This is a genomic window from Salisediminibacterium halotolerans, assembly GCF_003814815.1.
Lineage (GTDB): Bacteria > Bacillota > Bacilli > Bacillales > Salisediminibacteriaceae > Salisediminibacterium > Salisediminibacterium halotolerans.
In genome coordinates, this window is sequence record NZ_RKQQ01000007.1 from 131,335 (window position 1) to 149,823 (window position 18,489).

The following is an 18,489-nucleotide window of genomic DNA, read 5'->3' on the forward strand; positions in this document are numbered from 1 at the left end:
TAAGGTGGTCTGACCACTTCGAAAATTACAAAGGAGAGTGTTGCTCGTGGCTACATTGCGGGAAGAGGCGCTGCATATGCATCGGGAAAAAAAGGGGAAAATTGAAACAAAACCGAAAGTGCCGGTACGGAACAAGGAGGATTTGTCTTTAGCTTATTCTCCTGGGGTGGCTGAACCTTGTAAAGAAATTTTTGAAGATCCGCAGACCGTGTACGATTATACCGTTAAAGGCAATATGGTCGGGGTCGTCAGCGATGGAACAGCAGTTCTCGGATTGGGGAACATTGGACCGGAAGCAGCGATGCCCGTTATGGAAGGTAAAGCAGTGTTATTTAAATCGTTTGCCGGCGTCGATGCTTTTCCTGTCTGTCTAAATTCAAATGACGTCAATACGATTGTCGAAACCGTTAAATTAATGGAACCGACATTCGGGGGAATTAACCTTGAGGACATTGCAGCTCCGAAATGTTTTGAAATTGAAGAGCGGCTGAAACGGGAAATGAACATCCCTGTTTTTCACGATGATCAGCACGGTACAGCAATTGTCACGGCTGCAGGCCTCTTAAATGCGCTGAAGCTTTCCGGAAAAACACTTGCAGAAACGAAAGTTGTCGTGAACGGCGCAGGAGCTGCCGGTATTGCGATCATTAATTTATTGATGAGCATGGGGTGCAAATCGGTGATTCTCTGCGATTCGAAAGGCGCGATTTATGAGGGGCGCCCGTTCGGGATGAACGACTTGAAACATAACATTGCGCTGAAAACGAATCTAGAGAAAAAAGCAGGTACGCTTGAAGAAGTGATCGGTGAGACGGATGTTTTTATCGGCGTCTCAGTCGAAGGCGCGTTAACTAAAGAGATGATCGAACGGATGAATGAAAATCCGATTATTTTTGCGATGGCAAATCCGGTGCCGGAAATTATGCCGGAAGAAGCGAAAGCGGCCGGTGCAAGTGTGATCGGTACCGGACGTTCCGATTTTCCTAACCAAGTAAACAATGTGTTGGCATTTCCGGGGATCTTTCGCGGAGCCCTCGATGTATCAGCGACACATATAAATGAAGAGATGAAAGTAGCGGCCGTAAAAGCTATTGCAGGGTTAATCGCAGAAAAGGACGTTGATCCTGACTATGTAATTCCCGGACCGTTCGATAAACGCGTAGCGCCAGAAGTGGCTCGTCAAGTAGCGATCGCAGCGATGGAAACCGGAGTAGCGAGAAAAAAAGTGGATCCCGACAATGTTCGGCGCAATTGTGAGCAGCTGACGATGATTGATGAAGACGCCTGATTATCACGGGCGGCTGTGTGATCAAACACAGCTGCCCGTTTTCATTTAAAACAAGGAGGTTGCATCATTTGTCAACTGAAGGGAAAGTATACTTAAACATCGTCAAAGAAATTGACCGAATCATTAATCACGATGAACTGGCGCCTGGAGATAAACTCCCCTCGGAAAGAGAGCTGGCCGAACGTCTGCAAGCGGGAAGGTCGTCGGTAAGAGAAGCGCTCCGCGCACTGGAACTGCTTGACTTAATCGAAACCCGCAAAGGTGAAGGGACATTTATTAAGGCAGCAAACAGTCAGCAATTAATTGAGCTTTTGGCAAATTTTTTTCTGCGCGACCCGAAGGCCCGCAAAGACGTAACAGAAACGAGACGTGTGATTGAAACAGAAGCAGTGAGGCTCGGCTGCTCAAGGGCAACAGAGGAACAAAAACAAGGCTTAGCTGAAATTGTTGCTCAATCTTTTGAGAAAATGGCGGACAATGTGATCCCGTATGAAGAAGATTATCAATTTCATAAAGCATTAGTCGAAACGAGCGGGAATCGCCTGTTAATCAATATTTGGCGCCCGCTGCTTGAATATAGTAAAGTGGCCTTAAAAGCTTCGTTAGAACGTGAAGGCCGGATTGAACAGGCGCTGTATGAGCATGAAGAAATCGTGCACGCTATCTTTCGCAATCAGGAAGATACGGCCGTTTCTGCACTGCAGCGCCACTTATCGAACAGTCAGTTTTAATTTTGTTAAGAGCATGGCTGGCGCAGGATCGATCACTGAATTAAAATAATATCTATGAGTTTTTACAACGAAGAGGTGAAACAATGATTAGAGATATCTTTTCAAGAAAAAGGCATTATACGACGATACCGTCAGAAAAAGGTAAGAAAGATGTGCCTGCCGGCTTGATGACAAAGTGCCCCGAATGTAAAACGATAATGTATACAAAAGAGCTTAATCAGAATATGTTCGTGTGTGATCATTGCGGTCATCATCATCGCATCGGCTCGACACTCCGGCTTAAGTACACGCTTGATGAGAACAGTTTTACGGAGTTTAATGAAGGGATGATCTCTCAGGATCCTTTGACATTTCCGGGATACAAAGAAAAATCCGAAAAAGACCGGCAGTCTACGGGTATGAATGAAGCGATCCGAACCGGATACGGGACAATCGGAGGATATAAAGCTGTTATAGCCGTCATGGACGCCGGATTTCGTATGGGCAGCATGGGATCGGTTGTCGGTGAAAAAATCAGCCGGGCGATTGACTGTGCGATTGAGGAGGAAGTTCCTTTTATTTTGTTTTCAGCTTCCGGCGGCGCGAGAATGCAAGAAGGTGTTGTCAGCTTGATGCAAATGGCAAAGACGAGCACATCTTTAAACCGGCTGCATGAAAAAGGTCTGCTCTTTATAAGTGTGATGACTCACCCGACAACAGGCGGCGTTTCCGCGAGCTTTGCCTCGCTTGGCGATGTGAACCTGGCGGAGCCGCAAGCTTTGATAGGGTTTGCCGGACGCAGGATTATCGAACAAACAATCCGTGAACAGCTTCCGGATGACTTTCAATCAGCAGAATTTCTATTAGAGCACGGTCAGCTTGATCAAGTCGTTCACCGTCATGAACTGAAAAAAACACTTTTAACGCTCTTAAAATTACACAATGCACCGCAAGCAAAGAAAAAAGAAGGTGAAGATGATGCCTGAAGAAATGCCGTTTGAAAAGCCGATTATTGAACTTCGCAATAAAATCGCAGAATTAAAATCGTTCACAAACGAGAAGGATATTGACTTGTCCGGGGAAATTACAAAACTTGAGCGGCGTCTCGTGCAGCTGGAAGAAGATATTTATGGAAATATGGCTCCGTGGGATCGTGTGCAACTGGCCCGGCATACGCAGCGTCCGACGACACTCGACTATATCAAAGGTCTGTTTACAGATTTCATGGAATTCCGCGGCGACCGGCTTTATGGAGATGACGAGGCGATTGTCGGCGGTGTCGCTGCGTTTGACAATCAGCCGGTAACGGTGATCGGCCACCAGCGGGGCAAAGATACGAAAGAGAATATTCGCCGGAATTTCGGCATGCCTCACCCGGAAGGTTATCGAAAAGCTTTAAGGCTCATGAAACAGGCGGAAAAATTCGGCCGTCCAATCATTTGTTTTATCGATACGAAAGGGGCGTTCCCCGGGAAGGAAGCCGAAGAGCGGGGACAAAGTGAAGCGATCGCGAGAAATTTGCTGGAGATGTCCGGGTTTAAAGTTCCGGTTGTTTCGATTGTTATCGGTGAAGGAGGAAGCGGAGGCGCGCTGGCCCTAGGGGTTGCCGACCGGATTTACATGTTGGAAAATGCAACATATTCTGTTATTTCACCGGAAGGGGCAGCGACTATTTTATGGAAAGACGCCGCTCATGCGCAAGAAGCAGCAGAAACGATGAAAATTACCGCGCCTGATTTAAAAGAACTCGGAATTATTGATGATGTTATTCCGGAAATTCGCGGCGGCGCGCACAGAAACTTGGAAGCTCAAACGTCTTACATTCGAAATACGCTCAAGCAGGCGATCTATGATTTGAACAAAGAGTCACCTGAAGAGCTCGTTCACAAACGTTTCATAAAATTTAATGCCATCGGCGACTATGGCTATGTAAACGATGCCAATCCCGGCGGTGAGGAAACGTAAGTTCACCGCAGCAGCCGAGGCGAGGTTTGAAACGGTCATGCCTCTATTGTTTTTAAGCGGGGAAAGTGTTATTTTAAACTCATGTGACGCACTTATGCACTATTGAATGAAGTAAATAAACGAGGTGAGAAATTCCTATGAAACGAATTGGTGTATTAACGAGCGGAGGCGATTCTCCGGGAATGAATGCTGCGATTCGCGCTGTTGTTCGCAAAGCGATCTACCACGGCGTTGAAGTTTACGGTATTTATTACGGGTTTGCCGGCTTAATCAACGGAGATATTCATAAGCTGGATGTCGGAGCGGTCGGCGATATTATCCATCGCGGCGGTACGATGCTTTACACAGCCCGCTGTGAAGAGTTTAAGACGGAAGAAGGTCAGAAAAAAGGGATCGAACAGCTCGAAAAATTCGGTATTGAAGGGCTGATCGTGATCGGCGGAGACGGATCTTTCCAAGGTGCGAAAGCATTATCCAACCGCGGTTATCCGGCAATCGGTGTACCGGGGACGATCGACAATGATATCGCCTATACAGATTTCACAATCGGTTTCGATACAGCTTTAAACACGGTGATCGAAGCGATTGACAAAATCCGTGATACGGCTACATCGCATGAACGGACGTATGTGATTGAAGTCATGGGCCGCGATGCCGGCGACCTTGCGCTTTGGGCCGGGCTTGCAGACGGAGCGGAAACGATTATGATTCCGGAAATTGATGACAGCATGTCAGATATTGTGAAGCGGCTCAGACGCGGGCACGACCGCGGGAAAAAACACAGTATTATTGTCGTCGCTGAAGGTGTCGGCTCCGGTGTTGATATCGGAAAAGAAATTCAAGAAAAAACGAATTTAGAAACTCGCGTGACTGTGCTGGGACATATCCAGCGCGGCGGATCGCCGACAGCCCGCGACCGTGTTTTAGCGAGCCGCCTCGGTGCAAAGGCCGTGGATTTGATTCTCGCCGGAGATTCCGGCAAAGTTGTCGGGATTGTCAGCAACGACATTGTATATGACGATATTGATCACGCACTGTCAATGCCTCGCTCAATTGACGAAAGCCTCTATCAGCTGTCAAAAGAGCTGTCTATTTAACTGAAGCAGGGCAGAGCAATCTCTGAAGAGAAATAAAGCTGGGGCAAAACCTTGTCCTGGCTTTCGTTTGGAAACGATGTAAGGCATGTCTGCACATGTCAGCGTATTGAGAAAGAGGAGGATACTAATATGACAATGAGAAAAACAAAAATTGTATCAACTATCGGACCGGCCAGCGAATCACCGGAAATTTTGACGCAGCTGATTGAATCCGGAATGAACGTAGCGAGACTGAATTTCTCGCACGGCGATTATGATGAGCATAAGGCACGCATTGACGGCATTCGTGAAGCTGCGGCAAAAGCCGGCAAAACCGTCGCCTTGCTGCTTGATACGAAAGGACCGGAAATCCGCACGCAAACATTAGAAGCCGGCGCAGTTGATCTGGAAATGGGCAAGACTGTCCGCGTCTCAATGGAAGAAGTTGTCGGCAATGAAGACAAAATATCCGTTACTTACCCAGGTTTGATTAACGATGTGCACGTCGGGTCAAAACTTTTGTTGGACGACGGCTTAATCGAGCTGGAAGTCACGGCAATCGAAGAAAATGAGCTTGTTACCGAAGTTGTTAACAGCGGCACGCTGAAAAATAAAAAAGGCGTCAACGTACCGAATGTCAGTGTAAATCTTCCGGGAATTACCGACAAAGATGCCAATGATATCGTATTCGGAATCGAGCAGGGTGTCGACTTTATCGCAGCATCCTTTGTTCGCCGCGCATCTGACGTTCTGGAGATTCGTGAATTGCTGGAAAAGCATAACGCCGAGCACATTCAAATTATCCCTAAGATTGAAAATCAAGAAGGCGTGGACAATATCGTCGAAATTCTCGAAGTTTCCGACGGTTTAATGGTCGCACGGGGAGATTTAGGCGTAGAAATTCCAGCTGAAGATGTTCCGCTTGTACAAAAAGATTTGATCAAACAATGCAATAAACTAGGGAAACCTGTTATTACAGCAACGCAAATGCTTGATTCGATGCAATGGAACCCGCGTCCGACCCGCGCCGAAGCAAGCGACGTTGCGAATGCCATTTTTGACGGTACAGATGCGATCATGCTCTCGGGTGAAACAGCAGCCGGCGAATACCCTCTTGCTTCCGTTCAAACAATGGCAGGGATCGCTTTAAAAACGGAAACAGCGCTGAAATACCGCGACATCCTGCGTAAGCGTTCGAAAGAAATTGAAACAACAGTGACCGATGCGATCAGCCAATCCGTGTCCCACACAGCGTTGAACTTGAAAGCATCTGCGATTGTCACAGCAACGCAAAGCGGGCATACGGCGCGAATGATTTCGAAATACCGCCCGGAGTGTCCGATCGTCGCGATTACTACAGACGAGCATGTGAACCGGACGTTGTCGCTTGTATGGGGCGTTTATCCGCAAATCGGCTCAGCAGTTGAATCAACCGATGAAATGCTCCGAATTTCTGTCGATGAAGCGAAAAAATCCGGTCTTGTTTCAAACGGTGATCTCGTTGTCATTACCGCCGGTGTACCGATCGGAGAATCCGGCACGACGAACTTGATGAAAGTTCAAATTGTCGGCGAAGTTGCCGCACAAGGACAAGGCATCGGCCGCAAATCAAAAGCCGGCCGGGTTACAGTGGCTAAAAACGGCGCTGAAGCAGTGAGAAAAACAAATCAAGGCGATATTTTAATCACGCCTGTGACAGATAAAGATATGATGGAGGCGTTTGAAAAGGCGTCGGCTGTTATTACAGAACAAGGCGGCCTTACTTCACATGCGGCAGTGGTCGGATTGAACTTGGGCATTCCCGTTATTGTCGGAGTGGAGAACGCAACCGATCTGTTTGAGGACGGAGAATCGATTACCGTTGATGCCCAGCAAGGAAAGATTTACAAAGGTGAAGCATCTATTCTATAATAGAATAAGCAGATGAAGAGAAGGGAATTCATCCCTTCTCTTTTTTTATGAGACTGATCTGCAGTGCGAGGAAAGGAAGATCGATATGGGAAAAATATTTTTGTTGCTGCTGATTATCGTACCGGCACTTGAAATCGGTGTTTTAATTTTGTCAGGGAATACGATCGGTGTCATACCGACGATCTTGCTTATTATATTAACAGGTGTCTTAGGCGCGGCCTTAGCGAAAAAAGAAGGATTGAATGCGCTCCGAACAGCTCAGCTGCAGGCATCACAAGGCCAAGTTCCCGGCAGTGTCCTGTTAGACGGCATATGCATTCTCGTCGGCGGTGTCGTTCTTTTAACGCCGGGATTTATCACCGACGCGATCGGTTTTTTATTGCTCATTCCGCAAACGAGAGCTGTTTTCAAAGGGTTTCTTAAGCGTCTGTTTGAAAAGCTGATGCGCAATGGCCAGATGGTATACGTGTCGCGCAATGCATGGAACCAAAGACGATAATAAGGTGATGGCGGGGCTGATAATCAGCATAACCCCGCCATTTTCAATGAAAGAAAAAATCAGGCAAGGAAGGAAGTAGAGAAGATATGGCTGGCAGTACATTGTTTATGCTTGTATTACTCGGTGTCGGCATTATTGCTAAAAATCAATCACTTATGATTGCAGTCGTTTTTCTGCTCACCGTGAAGTGGGTCGGGTTAGGGGATAAAATCCTCCCGTTTGCGCAAAAAAACGGTATTCATATTGGCGTAACGATCATCACGATCGCTGTTTTGGTTCCGATTGTAACAGGCGAGATCGGGTTTCGTGATCTGCAGGAGGCTTTAAAGTCTTCTTATGCCTGGATTGCGCTTGGCTCCGGGATTTTTGTCGCAGTTATTGCAGCTAACGGAATCAATTTAATGCAAAATGACCCGCATATCACCGTTGCGCTTGTGTTTGGAACGATATTGGCCGTCGCCGTCTTCGGAGGGGTTGCTGTCGGACCGGTAATCGGAGCAGGGATCGCCTATTTAGCGATGCGGATTGTGGAAGTCACCTCATCCTTCTTCGGATGAGCGCTCCGCCCGGCCTTTTCTGATTAATCGGAATATTTGCTTCTTTGCAAATTTTTCGTTCACAAAAATGTGAAAAATGATATAATGAGAACCAAATGATTCGCTCTACATAACAGGCTGTCATTTAATTTTTTGGCTGAAGTGTTTCGAAACCGCTTTCTCGTTTCCGCAGTCAGCAAATGCTGATGAGCATATATGTGAACGAAATCATATTTGCAAAATATAATGATTACTTGAAATGAATGTGTATTCAGCTTTTTTTTCGGGTAATGGAGCGGTAGCAACTTCAGTGTCTAAGGTTCACCCTGATATTTTCTGCAAAGGAGAGGTAGCATGAGTCAAACAAAAGGATTAGAGGGTGTTGTAGCTACGACGTCGAGTGTCAGTTCGATTATTGATGATGTTTTGACGTACAGAGGATACAACATCGATGATTTGGCAAATTACGCAAGTTTTGAAGAAGTGATTTACCTCCTTTGGAATGGCAAGTTGCCGAATGAAACAGAACTGAATACGTTTAAAAAAGATTTAACCGCAGTCTCTTCCGTTCCGGATGAAGTGTTAAACCAATTAAAAACTATTCCGATCGGAGACGTTCATCCGATGGCGGCGCTTCGAACCGCAGTCTCCAATCTGGCGCTTTTTGATGACGAAGCGGATCAGCAGGATGAAGAGGCCAACCGGCGAAAAGCATTGAAACTTCAAGCACAAATGGCGACGATTGTGACAGCATTTGCACGAATCCGCAAAGGAAAAGAGCCGGTTGCACCGAAAGAAGACTTAAGTTTTGCGGGAAACTTTTTGTATATGCTCAACGGCGAAGAACCGGATGAAACGTCCGAAAAAGCGTTCAATAAAGCATTAGTTCTGCACGCGGATCACGAATTGAATGCTTCGACATTTACCGCACGTGTCTGTGTAGCCACCCTCTCGGACATTTATTCCGGGGTGACGTCTGCTATTGGAGCATTGAAGGGCCCGTTGCACGGCGGCGCTAATGAACAGGTAATGGCGATGCTTTCCGAGATCGGTTCACTTGAACATGCGGAATCATACATCAAAGATGCCCTTAACCGTAAAGTTAAAATCATGGGTTTTGGACATCGAGTGTATAAAAACGGCGATCCCCGCGCGAAACACTTGCGTGAAATGTCGCGTCAGCTTACAGAGATTACAGGCGAATCTAAATGGTATGATATGAGTGTTAAAATTGATGAAATCGTTACGAATGAAAAAGGGCTGCTGCCAAATGTGGACTTTTATTCAGCTTCGGTTTATCACAGTTTAGGGATCGATCATGATATCTTCACACCGATCTTTGCTGTCAGCCGCGTATCCGGCTGGATCGCACACATTCTTGAACAATACGAAAACAATCGCTTAATTCGTCCGCGCGCTGAATATGTCGGTGCCGATAAGCAGGACTGGATTCCGATTGATGAGCGGCCGTAACGAGTGAGTGTTTGCGCAAAGAAATTTGCTTTGTAATAGACTGAAAAAGCCGATGGAAAAATCCTTCGGCAGTTTCAGCATGTATAATTGTATCTGTAAAATAAGCAACAATTGATAAACTGGGAGGTTTTATTATGGCAGGAGAAAAAATTTCAATTAATAACGGAGTATTAAACGTACCGAATGAACCGATCATTCCGTATATCGAAGGGGACGGGATCGGACCGGACATTTGGCAGGCCGCTTCCCGCGTCATTGAAGCAGCTGTAGAAAAGGCGTATGACGGGGAAAAAAAGATCCATTGGACAGAAGTTTACGCTGGGCAAAAAGCGAAGGATAAAACAGGCGATTGGCTGCCGGATGAAACATTGGAAACGATCCGCAATTACTTTATTGCTATTAAAGGTCCGTTAACTACGCCGATCGGCGGAGGCTTTCGGTCGCTGAATGTTGCGCTTCGTCAAGAACTCGACCTGTATACTTGTGTGCGTCCGGTGCGGTGGTTCAGCGGTGTGCCGTCCCCGGTAAAACACCCTGAAGATACAGATATGGTTATTTTTCGGGAAAACTCAGAAGATATTTATGCCGGCATTGAATATGAAAAAGGAACGCCGGAAGCGAAAAGAGTGATCGATTTTCTCCAAAACGAAATGGGCGCGGATAAAATCCGCTTCCCGGAAACATCCGGAATCGGAATCAAGCCGGTTTCTGAAGAGGGAACTCACCGCCTTGTGCGGGCGGCGATTCAATACGCGCTGGACGAAGGCCGCAAAAGTGTCACGCTCGTTCATAAAGGCAACATCATGAAGTTCACCGAAGGCGCATTTAAAAATTGGGGATACGAACTGGCGGAAAAAGAATTCGGCGATAAAGTCTTTACCTGGGCGGAATACGACCGAATTGTCGAAGCTGAAGGCAAAGATGCCGCGAACGCAGCAGAGGACAAAGCGGTATCCGAAGGAAAGATTGTCGTTAAAGATGCGATTGCAGACATTTTCTTGCAACAAATCCTCCTGCGTCCGAAAGAGTTCGATGTCGTTGCAACGATGAACTTGAACGGTGACTATATTTCCGATGCTCTTGCTGCGCAAGTCGGCGGTATTGGTATTGCACCGGGGGCCAACATTAACTACGACAGCGGTCATGCTATTTTTGAAGCAACGCACGGAACGGCGCCGAAGTATGCAGGCCAGGATAAAGTCAATCCTTCATCTGTATTGCTCTCAGGTGTATTGATGCTGCGTCACCTCGGCTGGGGCGAAGCGGCCGATATGATTGAAAATTCAATGGACAAAACGATTGGAAGTAAAACTGTCACGTATGATTTTGCTCGGCAAATGGACGGCGCAACAGAAGTGAAATGCTCTGAATTCGGAGATGCCCTGATAAAAAATCTTTAACAGTAAGCGGATTTCCTGCAAGGCAGAAAGATTTCGCTCTGTCTTGCTAGTAAACTAAAATCGAAAGGTCGGGATCAATATGCCAATTAATCGCAGAAAAATTACCGTCGTCGGCGGCGGATTCACAGGAACGACGACCGCTTTAATGACCGCGCAAAAAGAATTAGGCGACGTTGTTCTTGTCGATATTCCGGATATGGAAGATCCGACGAAAGGAAAAGCTCTTGATATGCTTGAAGCCAGCCCGGTCCAAGGATTTGATGCAAATATTACCGGCACTTCCGATTACGCTGATACAGCCGGGTCTGATATCGTTGTGATTACAGCAGGTATTCCCCGAAAACCGGGGATGAGCCGTGATGATTTAATTGCGACAAACGCGAAGATCATGAAAAGTGTCACGAAAGAGATTGTAAAACACTCGCCGGATTGTTACATCCTTGTTTTGACGAATCCGGTCGATGCGATGACGTATTCAGTCTATAAAGAATCAGGCTTCCCGAAAAACCGTGTCATCGGTCAATCCGGTGTGCTTGATACAGCGAGGTTTAACACGTTTGTTGCCGAAGAGCTCGGTGTATCGGTTGAAGATGTAACCGGTTTTGTCCTTGGGGGACACGGCGACGACATGGTGCCGATGCTCAGGTACAGTTTTGCCGGCGGCATTCCGCTGGAGAAACTGATTTCTCCTGACCGTTTGGAAGAAATCGTTGAACGAACCCGCAAAGGCGGCGGCGAAATCGTCAACCTGCTTGGCAGCGGAAGTGCTTACTATGCTCCGGCAGCATCGATTGTAAAAATGGTTGAAGCGATTTTAAAAGACAAAAAGAGAATCCTGCCGGCGATTGCTTACTTGGAAGGCGAGTTCGGTTATCAGGACATGTATCTCGGTGTACCGGTCGTTCTTGGCGGAGACGGGATTGAGAAAGTGATGGAACTGGACTTAAATGAAGAAGAAAAGCAAGCGCTCGATAAGTCAGCGGACAGTGTAAAAAATGTGATGAAATTATTGTAAGACTTCCCCTGCCGTATATTTAAGCGGCAGGGAACTTTAGATTGTCCGTGAAAGCGCTGACAAACAAGGGGGGAGCCGATGTTTCAAAAAATGCGAAAGCTCGGGAAGACGATTGATGAAGTGACTGTCGGGGAAGCGCATCGGGCGGTGAAGACGATTGAAGATAAAGATTTATTGCTGTATCTCGGTCTGTCAGATGATGCGAATCCGGTTTATATTCAGCACGATTACACCGCACGCACACCTTACAAAAAACCGATTGTCCCGCACTTAATGCTGACAGGAATTGTTTCCTCTGAGATATCTGCACATTTGCCCGGCCCGGGCAGCGCCGTATTAAGCCACTCATTGGAATTTCCAAATCCTTTATATCATTATGCTTCCGTCGATGTGATTTTGCGTGTGGAAGAAGTTAACAAAGAAGCAGAGTTTATCGTCCTTTCTGTTTACGGCTCAGACGATGACGGCCGGACGATTTTGGAAGGCAGTGTGCGCGTCCGGCCGGCGTATCCATGGAAGCCGGTTACAAAAGATGCTGAGAACTTCGAAAATTTTTAGGCGGCATGGCTGACATCAAACTAATAGACTCTCTAAACCCCGCCTGTAAAGGCGGGGTTTAGACTGTAGACAAACTATATTTTTATGTCAGCCATGAATCCACTACCCTCCGCTTGCCCCGGGCAAGGACTCAGCTAGGATTCGGCGGTCTGAGGCCGCCGAATCCGGATCTTCGTCGCTTGCTTTCGAGGCTGCTGAAAAAGTAGATGACCAATTGGGTGACTGCATATTTATTCTCCCTTATAGATTGAGAAGTTTTATGAGACTGGAGCAAACTCGACGCCTGCGGGAAAAGCAACTGCCAATGTATTTGCGACGAGTAACCGCAGGAGCAGGAGACCCCACAAGAAGCGATTTCGCTTCTGAGGAGGCTGAGGCGTTGCCCGCGGCAAGCGAGTTTGCGGAGGGCTCATAATATTCTTTATTCTATGCGGCTCATAAATAAACGCCGACTTTGTTTATCCAGCACTTTTTCAGCAGCCTCCTTGCTTTCCCGGAGGCGTCGGAGGAGTGGATGCATGGCTTCTTTTTTTATGAATACACTCCATTCAAAAAAGGAGGATGACCCAGCATCCCGGCTTTCTCCTGCGGGATAGCGAGACAGGCGAGACCCTGCAAGGCATAAGCCTGAAGCGGCTCGGCGCTCGCCCGCGGAAAGAAGCCGGACGATGCGCAGTCATCCGTTCCTTTTAACATGACATCTAACGATGTCATGACTTTGTCAACACTCTGAACCCCCGCCTGTAAAGGCGGGGTTTTAACTGTGTCCATCTGCATGTTTATATAGTATGATTAGAACAGAAATCATTTCAAAATGAAAACTGATGCCTGACAGGAGGATCCCTATGCAACAAAAACTGCTCGTAGTTGACGATGAAGAATCGATCGTAACACTTCTTCAATATAACTTGGAACAAGCCGGGTTTGATGTGTCCGTCGCAATGACAGGTAAACAAGCGGTTGAAAAAGCAGAAGCGGAACCGTTTGATCTCATTGTTTTAGATGTTATGCTTCCGGAGATGGACGGCCTTGAAGTTTGTAAATCGTTGCGCGGGAGCAAAATCATGACGCCGATATTAATGCTGACGGCAAAAGACGATGAATTTGATAAAGTGCTGGGCCTCGAGCTCGGAGCGGATGATTATTTAACCAAACCTTTCAGTCCGCGTGAAGTAGTCGCCCGGGTCAGAGCGATTTTACGCCGGGCAGTATCGGAACGGGCATTGCCGACCAAAAGCGAAGAACCTGAAAAACTGCTTCTCGGCGAAGTGGAAATTTATCCGGAAAATTATGAAGTTTACTATCACGGGGAACAGATCGAGTTGACCCCGAAAGAGTTTGAACTTCTGATTTATTTAATGAACCACAAAGGCCGGGCACTCACGCGAGAACAGCTGTTAAATGCCGTGTGGAACTATGATTTTGTTGGCGATACGAGGATTGTCGATGTTCATATCAGCCATTTGCGCGACAAAATCGAGCCGAACTCGAAAAAGCCTGTTTTCATTAAAACGGTCCGCGGATTAGGATATAAATTAGAAACAGCTGATAAGTATGAATAGTTACCGGTTTCGGCTGCTCGTGCCGCTGTCTTTAATCGTTCTTATTGTTCTGGCAGGATTAGGGTTGCTTCTCGGCCCTTTTTTTAATGAATTTTATGTTGAGCGAATGGAAGACCGGTTAGCGAAAGAAGCAGATACAGCAGCTTATCATCTGGAAAGTTCCGGCGCTTTGGCGGGTGACAACAGCATTGAAACAGCTGCCTCAGAATTGGCTGAGCGCCTTGATATGCGGGTGACCGTTCTTAATACAGACGGGGATGTGACCGCTGAAACGGAAGATGAGGAGGCGTCGATGGACAACCATAGCGACCGGCCGGAAATTATTGAAGCAGCTTCCGAGGGGACGGGCCAGGCAACGAGATACAGCGATACGGTCGGCCGGGAACTTCTTTATTATGCGGTTCAATTAGAAGAAGACGGTGAAGAGGCGGGATTTATTCGGCTTGGAATGGCGACAGATGAATTGCAAGATGTGAATTCTAATATTTGGACGTTTATCGTTATTACATTTTTAATTGCTTTTACGATTATACTTGTGTTTGCGTCTAAACTGACGAATGAACTGATCCGTCCGATTGAAGATGCCCGCCGGGTAGCCAATCAGCTCGCGAAAGGCAATTATCGCTCCCGGACATATGAAGGAGGGCGTTCAGAAACGGGCGAATTGAACCGGTCGCTGAACATGTTGGCGCAAAACTTAACAGAAATTACGAACACGTATGAGAGTCAAAAAGAGCGGCTGGAAACCTTGATTGAAAATATGGGGAGCGGCTTGATTTTGATTGACGAAAAAGGAACGATTTCGCTGCTCAATCGGACGTGCCGGGAAATTTTTGACGAAGATACCGACAGCTGGCAAGGGGAACTTTACTACAATGTCATTACTCACAAAAAGATCAACTCGTTCATTCAAGAAGTTTTTTTGACGGAAGAACGTGAACGCAAACAGCTTAAGATTCCGATCGGCATTTATATTCGTCATTTTGACGTGCATGGGGCTCCGATTATTGCCAAAGACGGGAACTTAAAGGGGATCGTTCTTGTTTTCCATGACATTACGGAATTAAAAAAGCTTGAACAAGCAAGAAAAGATTTTGTAGCTAATGTTTCGCACGAACTAAAAACGCCGGTCACTTCGCTGAAAGGTTTTACGGAAACACTGTTGGGCGGAGCGATGGAAGATCCGGCAATGCGTGAGAAATTCATAAAAATTATTGCTGATGAATCAGACCGTTTAGAAACATTGATTTATGAGCTGCTTGAATTATCGAAAATCGAGGATGACCAATTCCAGCTTGATTGGCAACAAGTCAATTTGCTTGAAGAAGCAGAAGCGACGGTTAATATGCTTTCTGATAAAGCTGAGGCAAAATCGATGAAAATTATTCAAAAGCATGAAGGAGAACCTGTTCTGAGCGGAGATCCGGCAAGGGTGCGGCAGATATTAATGAATCTGATTAACAATGCGATTGTGTACACGCCCGCAAACGGCGAGATAACCGTGCGGATGAAAGAGCAGGCGGATCAAGTGGTGCTTGAAGTCGAAGATACCGGGATCGGGATGAGCAAAAAAGAAATCCCGAGAATTTTTGAACGTTTTTACCGGGTAGATCGGGCCAGGAGCCGAAATTCAGGCGGAACCGGACTCGGGCTTGCGATTGTGAAACATTTGGCTGAAGCCCATCAAGCGAAATTGACTGTCGACAGTAAACCCGGGAAAGGCACGACCTTTCGAATTGCCTTTCAAAAAGCCGATCCGGATGCTGAAGCGTGAGTGCGTGGTTAATCCCGACGATTGAGCTCTTTCGTACTTGCAATAACGAATGAATTTTTAGTGATCGGAGTGTTTGCGGATGAAGAAATTAGTATTAATTGACGGAAACAGCATAGCGTACAGAGCGTTCTTTGCTCTTCCGCTTTTGAACAATGAAAAAGGCGTATATACCAATGCTGTGTACGGATTTACAACGATGATATTGAAAATATTAGAAGAGGAAGATCCGACGCACTTGCTCGTTGCCTTTGATGCCGGCAAAACAACGTTTAGGCATGAAACGTACAAAGAGTATAAAGGGAAACGAGAAAAAACGCCTTCGGAACTGGCGGAACAGCTACCGGTTATGCGTGATTTGCTCGATGCTTTTCAAATCAAATATTACGAAGTGGAGAATTATGAGGCAGACGATATTATCGGCACACTGACGACCGAAGCGGTAAGTAGCGGCGATTTCGAAGTGAAGGTATTCACAGGAGATAAAGACCTGCTTCAGCTCGTCGACGATGGTGTAACGGTTGCGCTGACCCGCAAAGGCATCACGAATGTGGATTTTTATGACCTTGACGCCGTCAAAGACCGCTACGGATTTTTGCCGAAACAGATCATTGATATGAAGGGCTTGATGGGGGACAGTTCTGATAATATTCCCGGCGTTCCGGGTGTCGGCGAAAAAACGGCGTTAAAACTTCTCCATGAACACGGAACGTTAGAAGATGTGTATGCTGCGATCGATACTGTGTCCGGCAAAAAGCTAAAAGAAAAACTGGAAGCCAACCGGGAAAACGCTGTGATGAGTAAAGAGCTGGCAACAATCATGCTGAATGCGCCTGTAGACATCACGTGGGATGATATGGCGAGAAAAACCGCTGATCAAAGCAAACTGTCTGCTTTGTTTCAAGAATTGGAGTTTGCATCTTTATTAGAACGGATCGGCGAAGACACTTCTGCACAATCCGCTGATATAGAAGACTTAGCGTTAACGGTCGTTACGGAAGTAACCGATGAGATGCTCGTTTCGCCGTCAGCGGTTGCCGTTGAAGTGTTGGAGGATAATTATCACAGCGCAGAAATCATCGGCTTGGCGCTGGCAAATAAAAACGGCACGTATTTTTTACCGACGGATACCGCGCTCAACAGCGAAAAATTCAAACAGTTTGCGTCAGATTCGTCCTGTGAAAAATATACCTTTAATGCGAAACGGGCAGTCGTTACGCTCGGGTGGCACGGGATTGAATTAAACGGTGTTGAATTTGATATTCAGATCGCTTCTTATTTAGTTGACCCTTCGGCATCTTCGCATGAGATGGCCGATATCGCCTCGCGAAAAAAGAGCCTGCACGTTCAAACGGATGAAGCTGTTTACGGCAAAGGAAAAAAGCAAGCCGTTCCTGATGAAGCTGTTCTTTCACAGCATATCGGCCGAAAAGCAGCAGCGATTTTAGACTTGAAGCCTGATGTGGAAACGGAGCTGGAAGCAAATCATCAGCTGGAATTGTTTCGCGGACTGGAAATGCCGCTGTCGGTCATTCTTGGACAAATGGAACGCACCGGAATTGCGGTTAACCGTACAGAATTGGAAGAGATGGGGGAGAGGTTGAGCAGTAAGCTGGCTGAATTAGAAGAACAAATTCATGAAAAAGCTGGAACGGCGTTTAACATTAATTCGCCGAAGCAACTCGGCGAAGTTTTGTTTGAAAAACTGCAGCTCCCGGTGATAAAAAAAACCAAAACCGGCTATTCAACATCAGCGGATATTTTAGAAAAGCTGAAAGACCAGCACGAAATCATCCCGATGATCCTTCACTATCGTCAATTGGGAAAGCTGAATTCAACGTATATTGAAGGTTTGTTAAAAGTTATTCACCCTAAAACCGGGAAGATTCATACAATATTTAATCAGTCGATTACCCAAACAGGCCGGCTCTCATCGACAGAACCGAATTTGCAAAACATTCCGGTCCGTCTTGAAGAAGGCCGGAAAATAAGGCAAGCCTTTATCCCGGACCGTGAGAACGGCTCGATTTTCGCTGCGGATTACTCGCAAATTGAACTTCGTGTCTTGGCGCATATTTCCGGCGACGAAAATCTGATCGAGGCTTTTCGCGAAGGCAGAGACATTCACACGAAAACAGCAGCTGATGTGTTTGATGTGAATGAAGACAGTGTCACAACAGAAATGCGCCGCACGGCTAAAGCGGTTAATTTTGGGATTGTTTACGGGATAAGTGATTACGGTTTGTCGCAAAATCTCGGAATAACGCGGAAAGAGGCGCAATCGTTTATTGAGACGTATTTCAAAAGTTATCCCGGGGTGAAAAAGTATATGGAAGATATCGTCGAACAAGCACGTGAAAACGGCTATGTCACAACATTGCTGAATCGCCGGCGTTACTTGCCGGAAATTACAAGCCGCAATTTTAACCAGCGCAGTTTCGCAGAAAGAACGGCGATGAATACACCAATTCAGGGAAGTGCCGCAGATATTATAAAAAAAGCGATGGTCGAAATGGCAACCGTGCTTGAACGGGAAGGCTTCCGCTCGAACATGCTGGTTCAAGTGCATGACGAATTGATTTTTGATGTTCCGAACGAAGAAATTGAGGCGATGAAAGAACGCGTCACAGACATTATGGAGAATGCGATTAAACTCGATGTTCCGCTCGTGGCGGAAACAGCGCACGGACAGACGTGGTATGATGCAAAGTAAACGAGGTGAACA

The 18,489-nt window shown here is 46.6% G+C and carries 16 protein-coding genes; 15 read left to right on the forward strand and 1 reads right to left on the reverse strand.

Annotated elements, in window-relative coordinates:
- Positions 1-46: 46 nt before the first annotated feature.
- The 12 genes from ystJ (at position 47) to EDD67_RS12820 (ending at position 12,431) form a co-directional block, all read left to right on the forward strand.
- Positions 47-1,288: an NADP-dependent malic enzyme gene (ystJ, locus tag EDD67_RS12765; RefSeq protein ID WP_277872132.1), complete on the forward strand. Its 1,242-nt coding sequence runs from the start codon at positions 47-49 to the stop codon at positions 1,286-1,288.
- A 68-nt stretch (positions 1,289-1,356) separates the two neighbouring features.
- Positions 1,357-2,019 (forward strand): FadR/GntR family transcriptional regulator, encoded by a 663-nt coding sequence (locus tag EDD67_RS12770; protein ID WP_093073465.1) that lies wholly within the window; start codon positions 1,357-1,359, stop codon positions 2,017-2,019.
- A gap of 83 nt (positions 2,020-2,102) precedes the next feature.
- Positions 2,103-2,984, forward strand: coding sequence for an acetyl-CoA carboxylase, carboxyltransferase subunit beta (gene accD / locus EDD67_RS12775; protein WP_121440497.1), 882 nt, complete (start codon positions 2,103-2,105; stop codon positions 2,982-2,984).
- On the forward strand, positions 2,977-3,963 hold the full coding sequence (gene accA, locus EDD67_RS12780; protein WP_093073461.1) for an acetyl-CoA carboxylase carboxyl transferase subunit alpha: 987 nt from the start codon (positions 2,977-2,979) through the stop codon (positions 3,961-3,963). Before accD ends, accA begins: the two co-directional genes overlap by 8 nt.
- Before the next feature lie 137 nt (positions 3,964-4,100).
- On the forward strand, positions 4,101-5,060 hold the full coding sequence (gene pfkA / locus EDD67_RS12785; protein ID WP_093073459.1) for a 6-phosphofructokinase: 960 nt from the start codon (positions 4,101-4,103) through the stop codon (positions 5,058-5,060).
- A gap of 135 nt (positions 5,061-5,195) precedes the next feature.
- The gene (gene pyk, locus EDD67_RS12790) at positions 5,196-6,950 is read left to right on the forward strand and encodes a pyruvate kinase (protein ID WP_121440557.1); all 1,755 of its coding nucleotides are present in this window, start codon (positions 5,196-5,198) and stop codon (positions 6,948-6,950) included.
- Positions 6,951-7,035: 85 nt separating this feature from the next.
- Positions 7,036-7,449 carry an FxsA family protein gene (locus tag EDD67_RS12795; RefSeq protein WP_093073457.1) on the forward strand — a complete coding sequence of 138 codons (414 nt, stop codon included), beginning with the start codon at positions 7,036-7,038 and terminating at the stop codon, positions 7,447-7,449.
- 86 nt (positions 7,450-7,535) lie between these two features.
- The gene (locus EDD67_RS12800; protein WP_093073455.1) at positions 7,536-8,006 is read left to right on the forward strand and encodes a DUF441 domain-containing protein; all 471 of its coding nucleotides are present in this window, start codon (positions 7,536-7,538) and stop codon (positions 8,004-8,006) included.
- A gap of 333 nt (positions 8,007-8,339) precedes the next feature.
- A complete protein-coding gene (gene citZ / locus EDD67_RS12805) occupies positions 8,340-9,458 on the forward strand; it encodes a citrate synthase (RefSeq protein WP_121440496.1) in 1,119 nt (372 codons plus the stop codon).
- A gap of 131 nt (positions 9,459-9,589) precedes the next feature.
- Entirely contained in the window at positions 9,590-10,858 is a 1,269-nt protein-coding gene (gene icd / locus EDD67_RS12810; protein ID WP_121440495.1) for an NADP-dependent isocitrate dehydrogenase, read from the forward strand.
- A 79-nt stretch (positions 10,859-10,937) separates the two neighbouring features.
- Positions 10,938-11,873, forward strand: coding sequence for a malate dehydrogenase (gene mdh / locus EDD67_RS12815; RefSeq protein ID WP_093073449.1), 936 nt, complete (start codon positions 10,938-10,940; stop codon positions 11,871-11,873).
- Between the two features lie 78 nt (positions 11,874-11,951).
- Positions 11,952-12,431 carry a hotdog family protein gene (locus EDD67_RS12820; protein ID WP_121440494.1) on the forward strand — a complete coding sequence of 160 codons (480 nt, stop codon included), beginning with the start codon at positions 11,952-11,954 and terminating at the stop codon, positions 12,429-12,431.
- Positions 12,432-12,962: 531 nt separating this feature from the next.
- Here EDD67_RS12820 and EDD67_RS12825 read toward each other — a convergent pair.
- Positions 12,963-13,145, reverse strand: coding sequence for a hypothetical protein (locus EDD67_RS12825; RefSeq protein WP_121438734.1), 183 nt, complete (start codon positions 13,143-13,145; stop codon positions 12,963-12,965).
- A gap of 131 nt (positions 13,146-13,276) precedes the next feature.
- On the opposite strand from EDD67_RS12825, the gene EDD67_RS12830 reads away from it, so the two are divergent.
- The 3 genes from EDD67_RS12830 (at position 13,277) to polA (ending at position 18,477) form a co-directional block, all read left to right on the forward strand.
- Entirely contained in the window at positions 13,277-13,993 is a 717-nt protein-coding gene (locus tag EDD67_RS12830; protein ID WP_121438733.1) for a response regulator transcription factor, read from the forward strand.
- The gene (gene pnpS, locus EDD67_RS12835; RefSeq protein WP_121438732.1) at positions 13,986-15,767 is read left to right on the forward strand and encodes a two-component system histidine kinase PnpS; all 1,782 of its coding nucleotides are present in this window, start codon (positions 13,986-13,988) and stop codon (positions 15,765-15,767) included. The genes EDD67_RS12830 and pnpS overlap by 8 nt, the downstream gene beginning before the upstream one ends.
- A 79-nt stretch (positions 15,768-15,846) precedes the next feature.
- Positions 15,847-18,477, forward strand: coding sequence for a DNA polymerase I (gene polA / locus EDD67_RS12840; protein WP_121438731.1), 2,631 nt, complete (start codon positions 15,847-15,849; stop codon positions 18,475-18,477).
- Positions 18,478-18,489 lie beyond the last annotated feature (12 nt).

Excerpts from the sequence above, each read along its gene's own strand:
- accD (WP_121440497.1), top strand. The coding sequence starts at position 2,103 with ATGATTAGAGATATCTTTTCAAGAAAAAGGCATTATACGACGATACCG.
- accA (WP_093073461.1), top strand. The coding sequence starts at position 2,977 with ATGCCTGAAGAAATGCCGTTTGAAAAGCCGATTATTGAACTTCGCAAT.
- pfkA (WP_093073459.1), top strand. The coding sequence starts at position 4,101 with ATGAAACGAATTGGTGTATTAACGAGCGGAGGCGATTCTCCGGGAATG.
- pyk (WP_121440557.1), top strand. The coding sequence starts at position 5,196 with ATGAGAAAAACAAAAATTGTATCAACTATCGGACCGGCCAGCGAATCA.
- EDD67_RS12795 (WP_093073457.1), top strand. The coding sequence starts at position 7,036 with ATGGGAAAAATATTTTTGTTGCTGCTGATTATCGTACCGGCACTTGAA.
- EDD67_RS12800 (WP_093073455.1), top strand. The coding sequence starts at position 7,536 with ATGGCTGGCAGTACATTGTTTATGCTTGTATTACTCGGTGTCGGCATT.
- citZ (WP_121440496.1), top strand. The coding sequence starts at position 8,340 with ATGAGTCAAACAAAAGGATTAGAGGGTGTTGTAGCTACGACGTCGAGT.
- mdh (WP_093073449.1), top strand. The coding sequence starts at position 10,938 with ATGCCAATTAATCGCAGAAAAATTACCGTCGTCGGCGGCGGATTCACA.
- EDD67_RS12820 (WP_121440494.1), top strand. The coding sequence starts at position 11,952 with ATGTTTCAAAAAATGCGAAAGCTCGGGAAGACGATTGATGAAGTGACT.
- EDD67_RS12825 (WP_121438734.1), bottom strand. The coding sequence starts at position 13,145 with ATGACATCGTTAGATGTCATGTTAAAAGGAACGGATGACTGCGCATCG.
- EDD67_RS12830 (WP_121438733.1), top strand. The coding sequence starts at position 13,277 with ATGCAACAAAAACTGCTCGTAGTTGACGATGAAGAATCGATCGTAACA.
- pnpS (WP_121438732.1), top strand. The coding sequence starts at position 13,986 with ATGAATAGTTACCGGTTTCGGCTGCTCGTGCCGCTGTCTTTAATCGTT.
- polA (WP_121438731.1), top strand. The coding sequence starts at position 15,847 with ATGAAGAAATTAGTATTAATTGACGGAAACAGCATAGCGTACAGAGCG.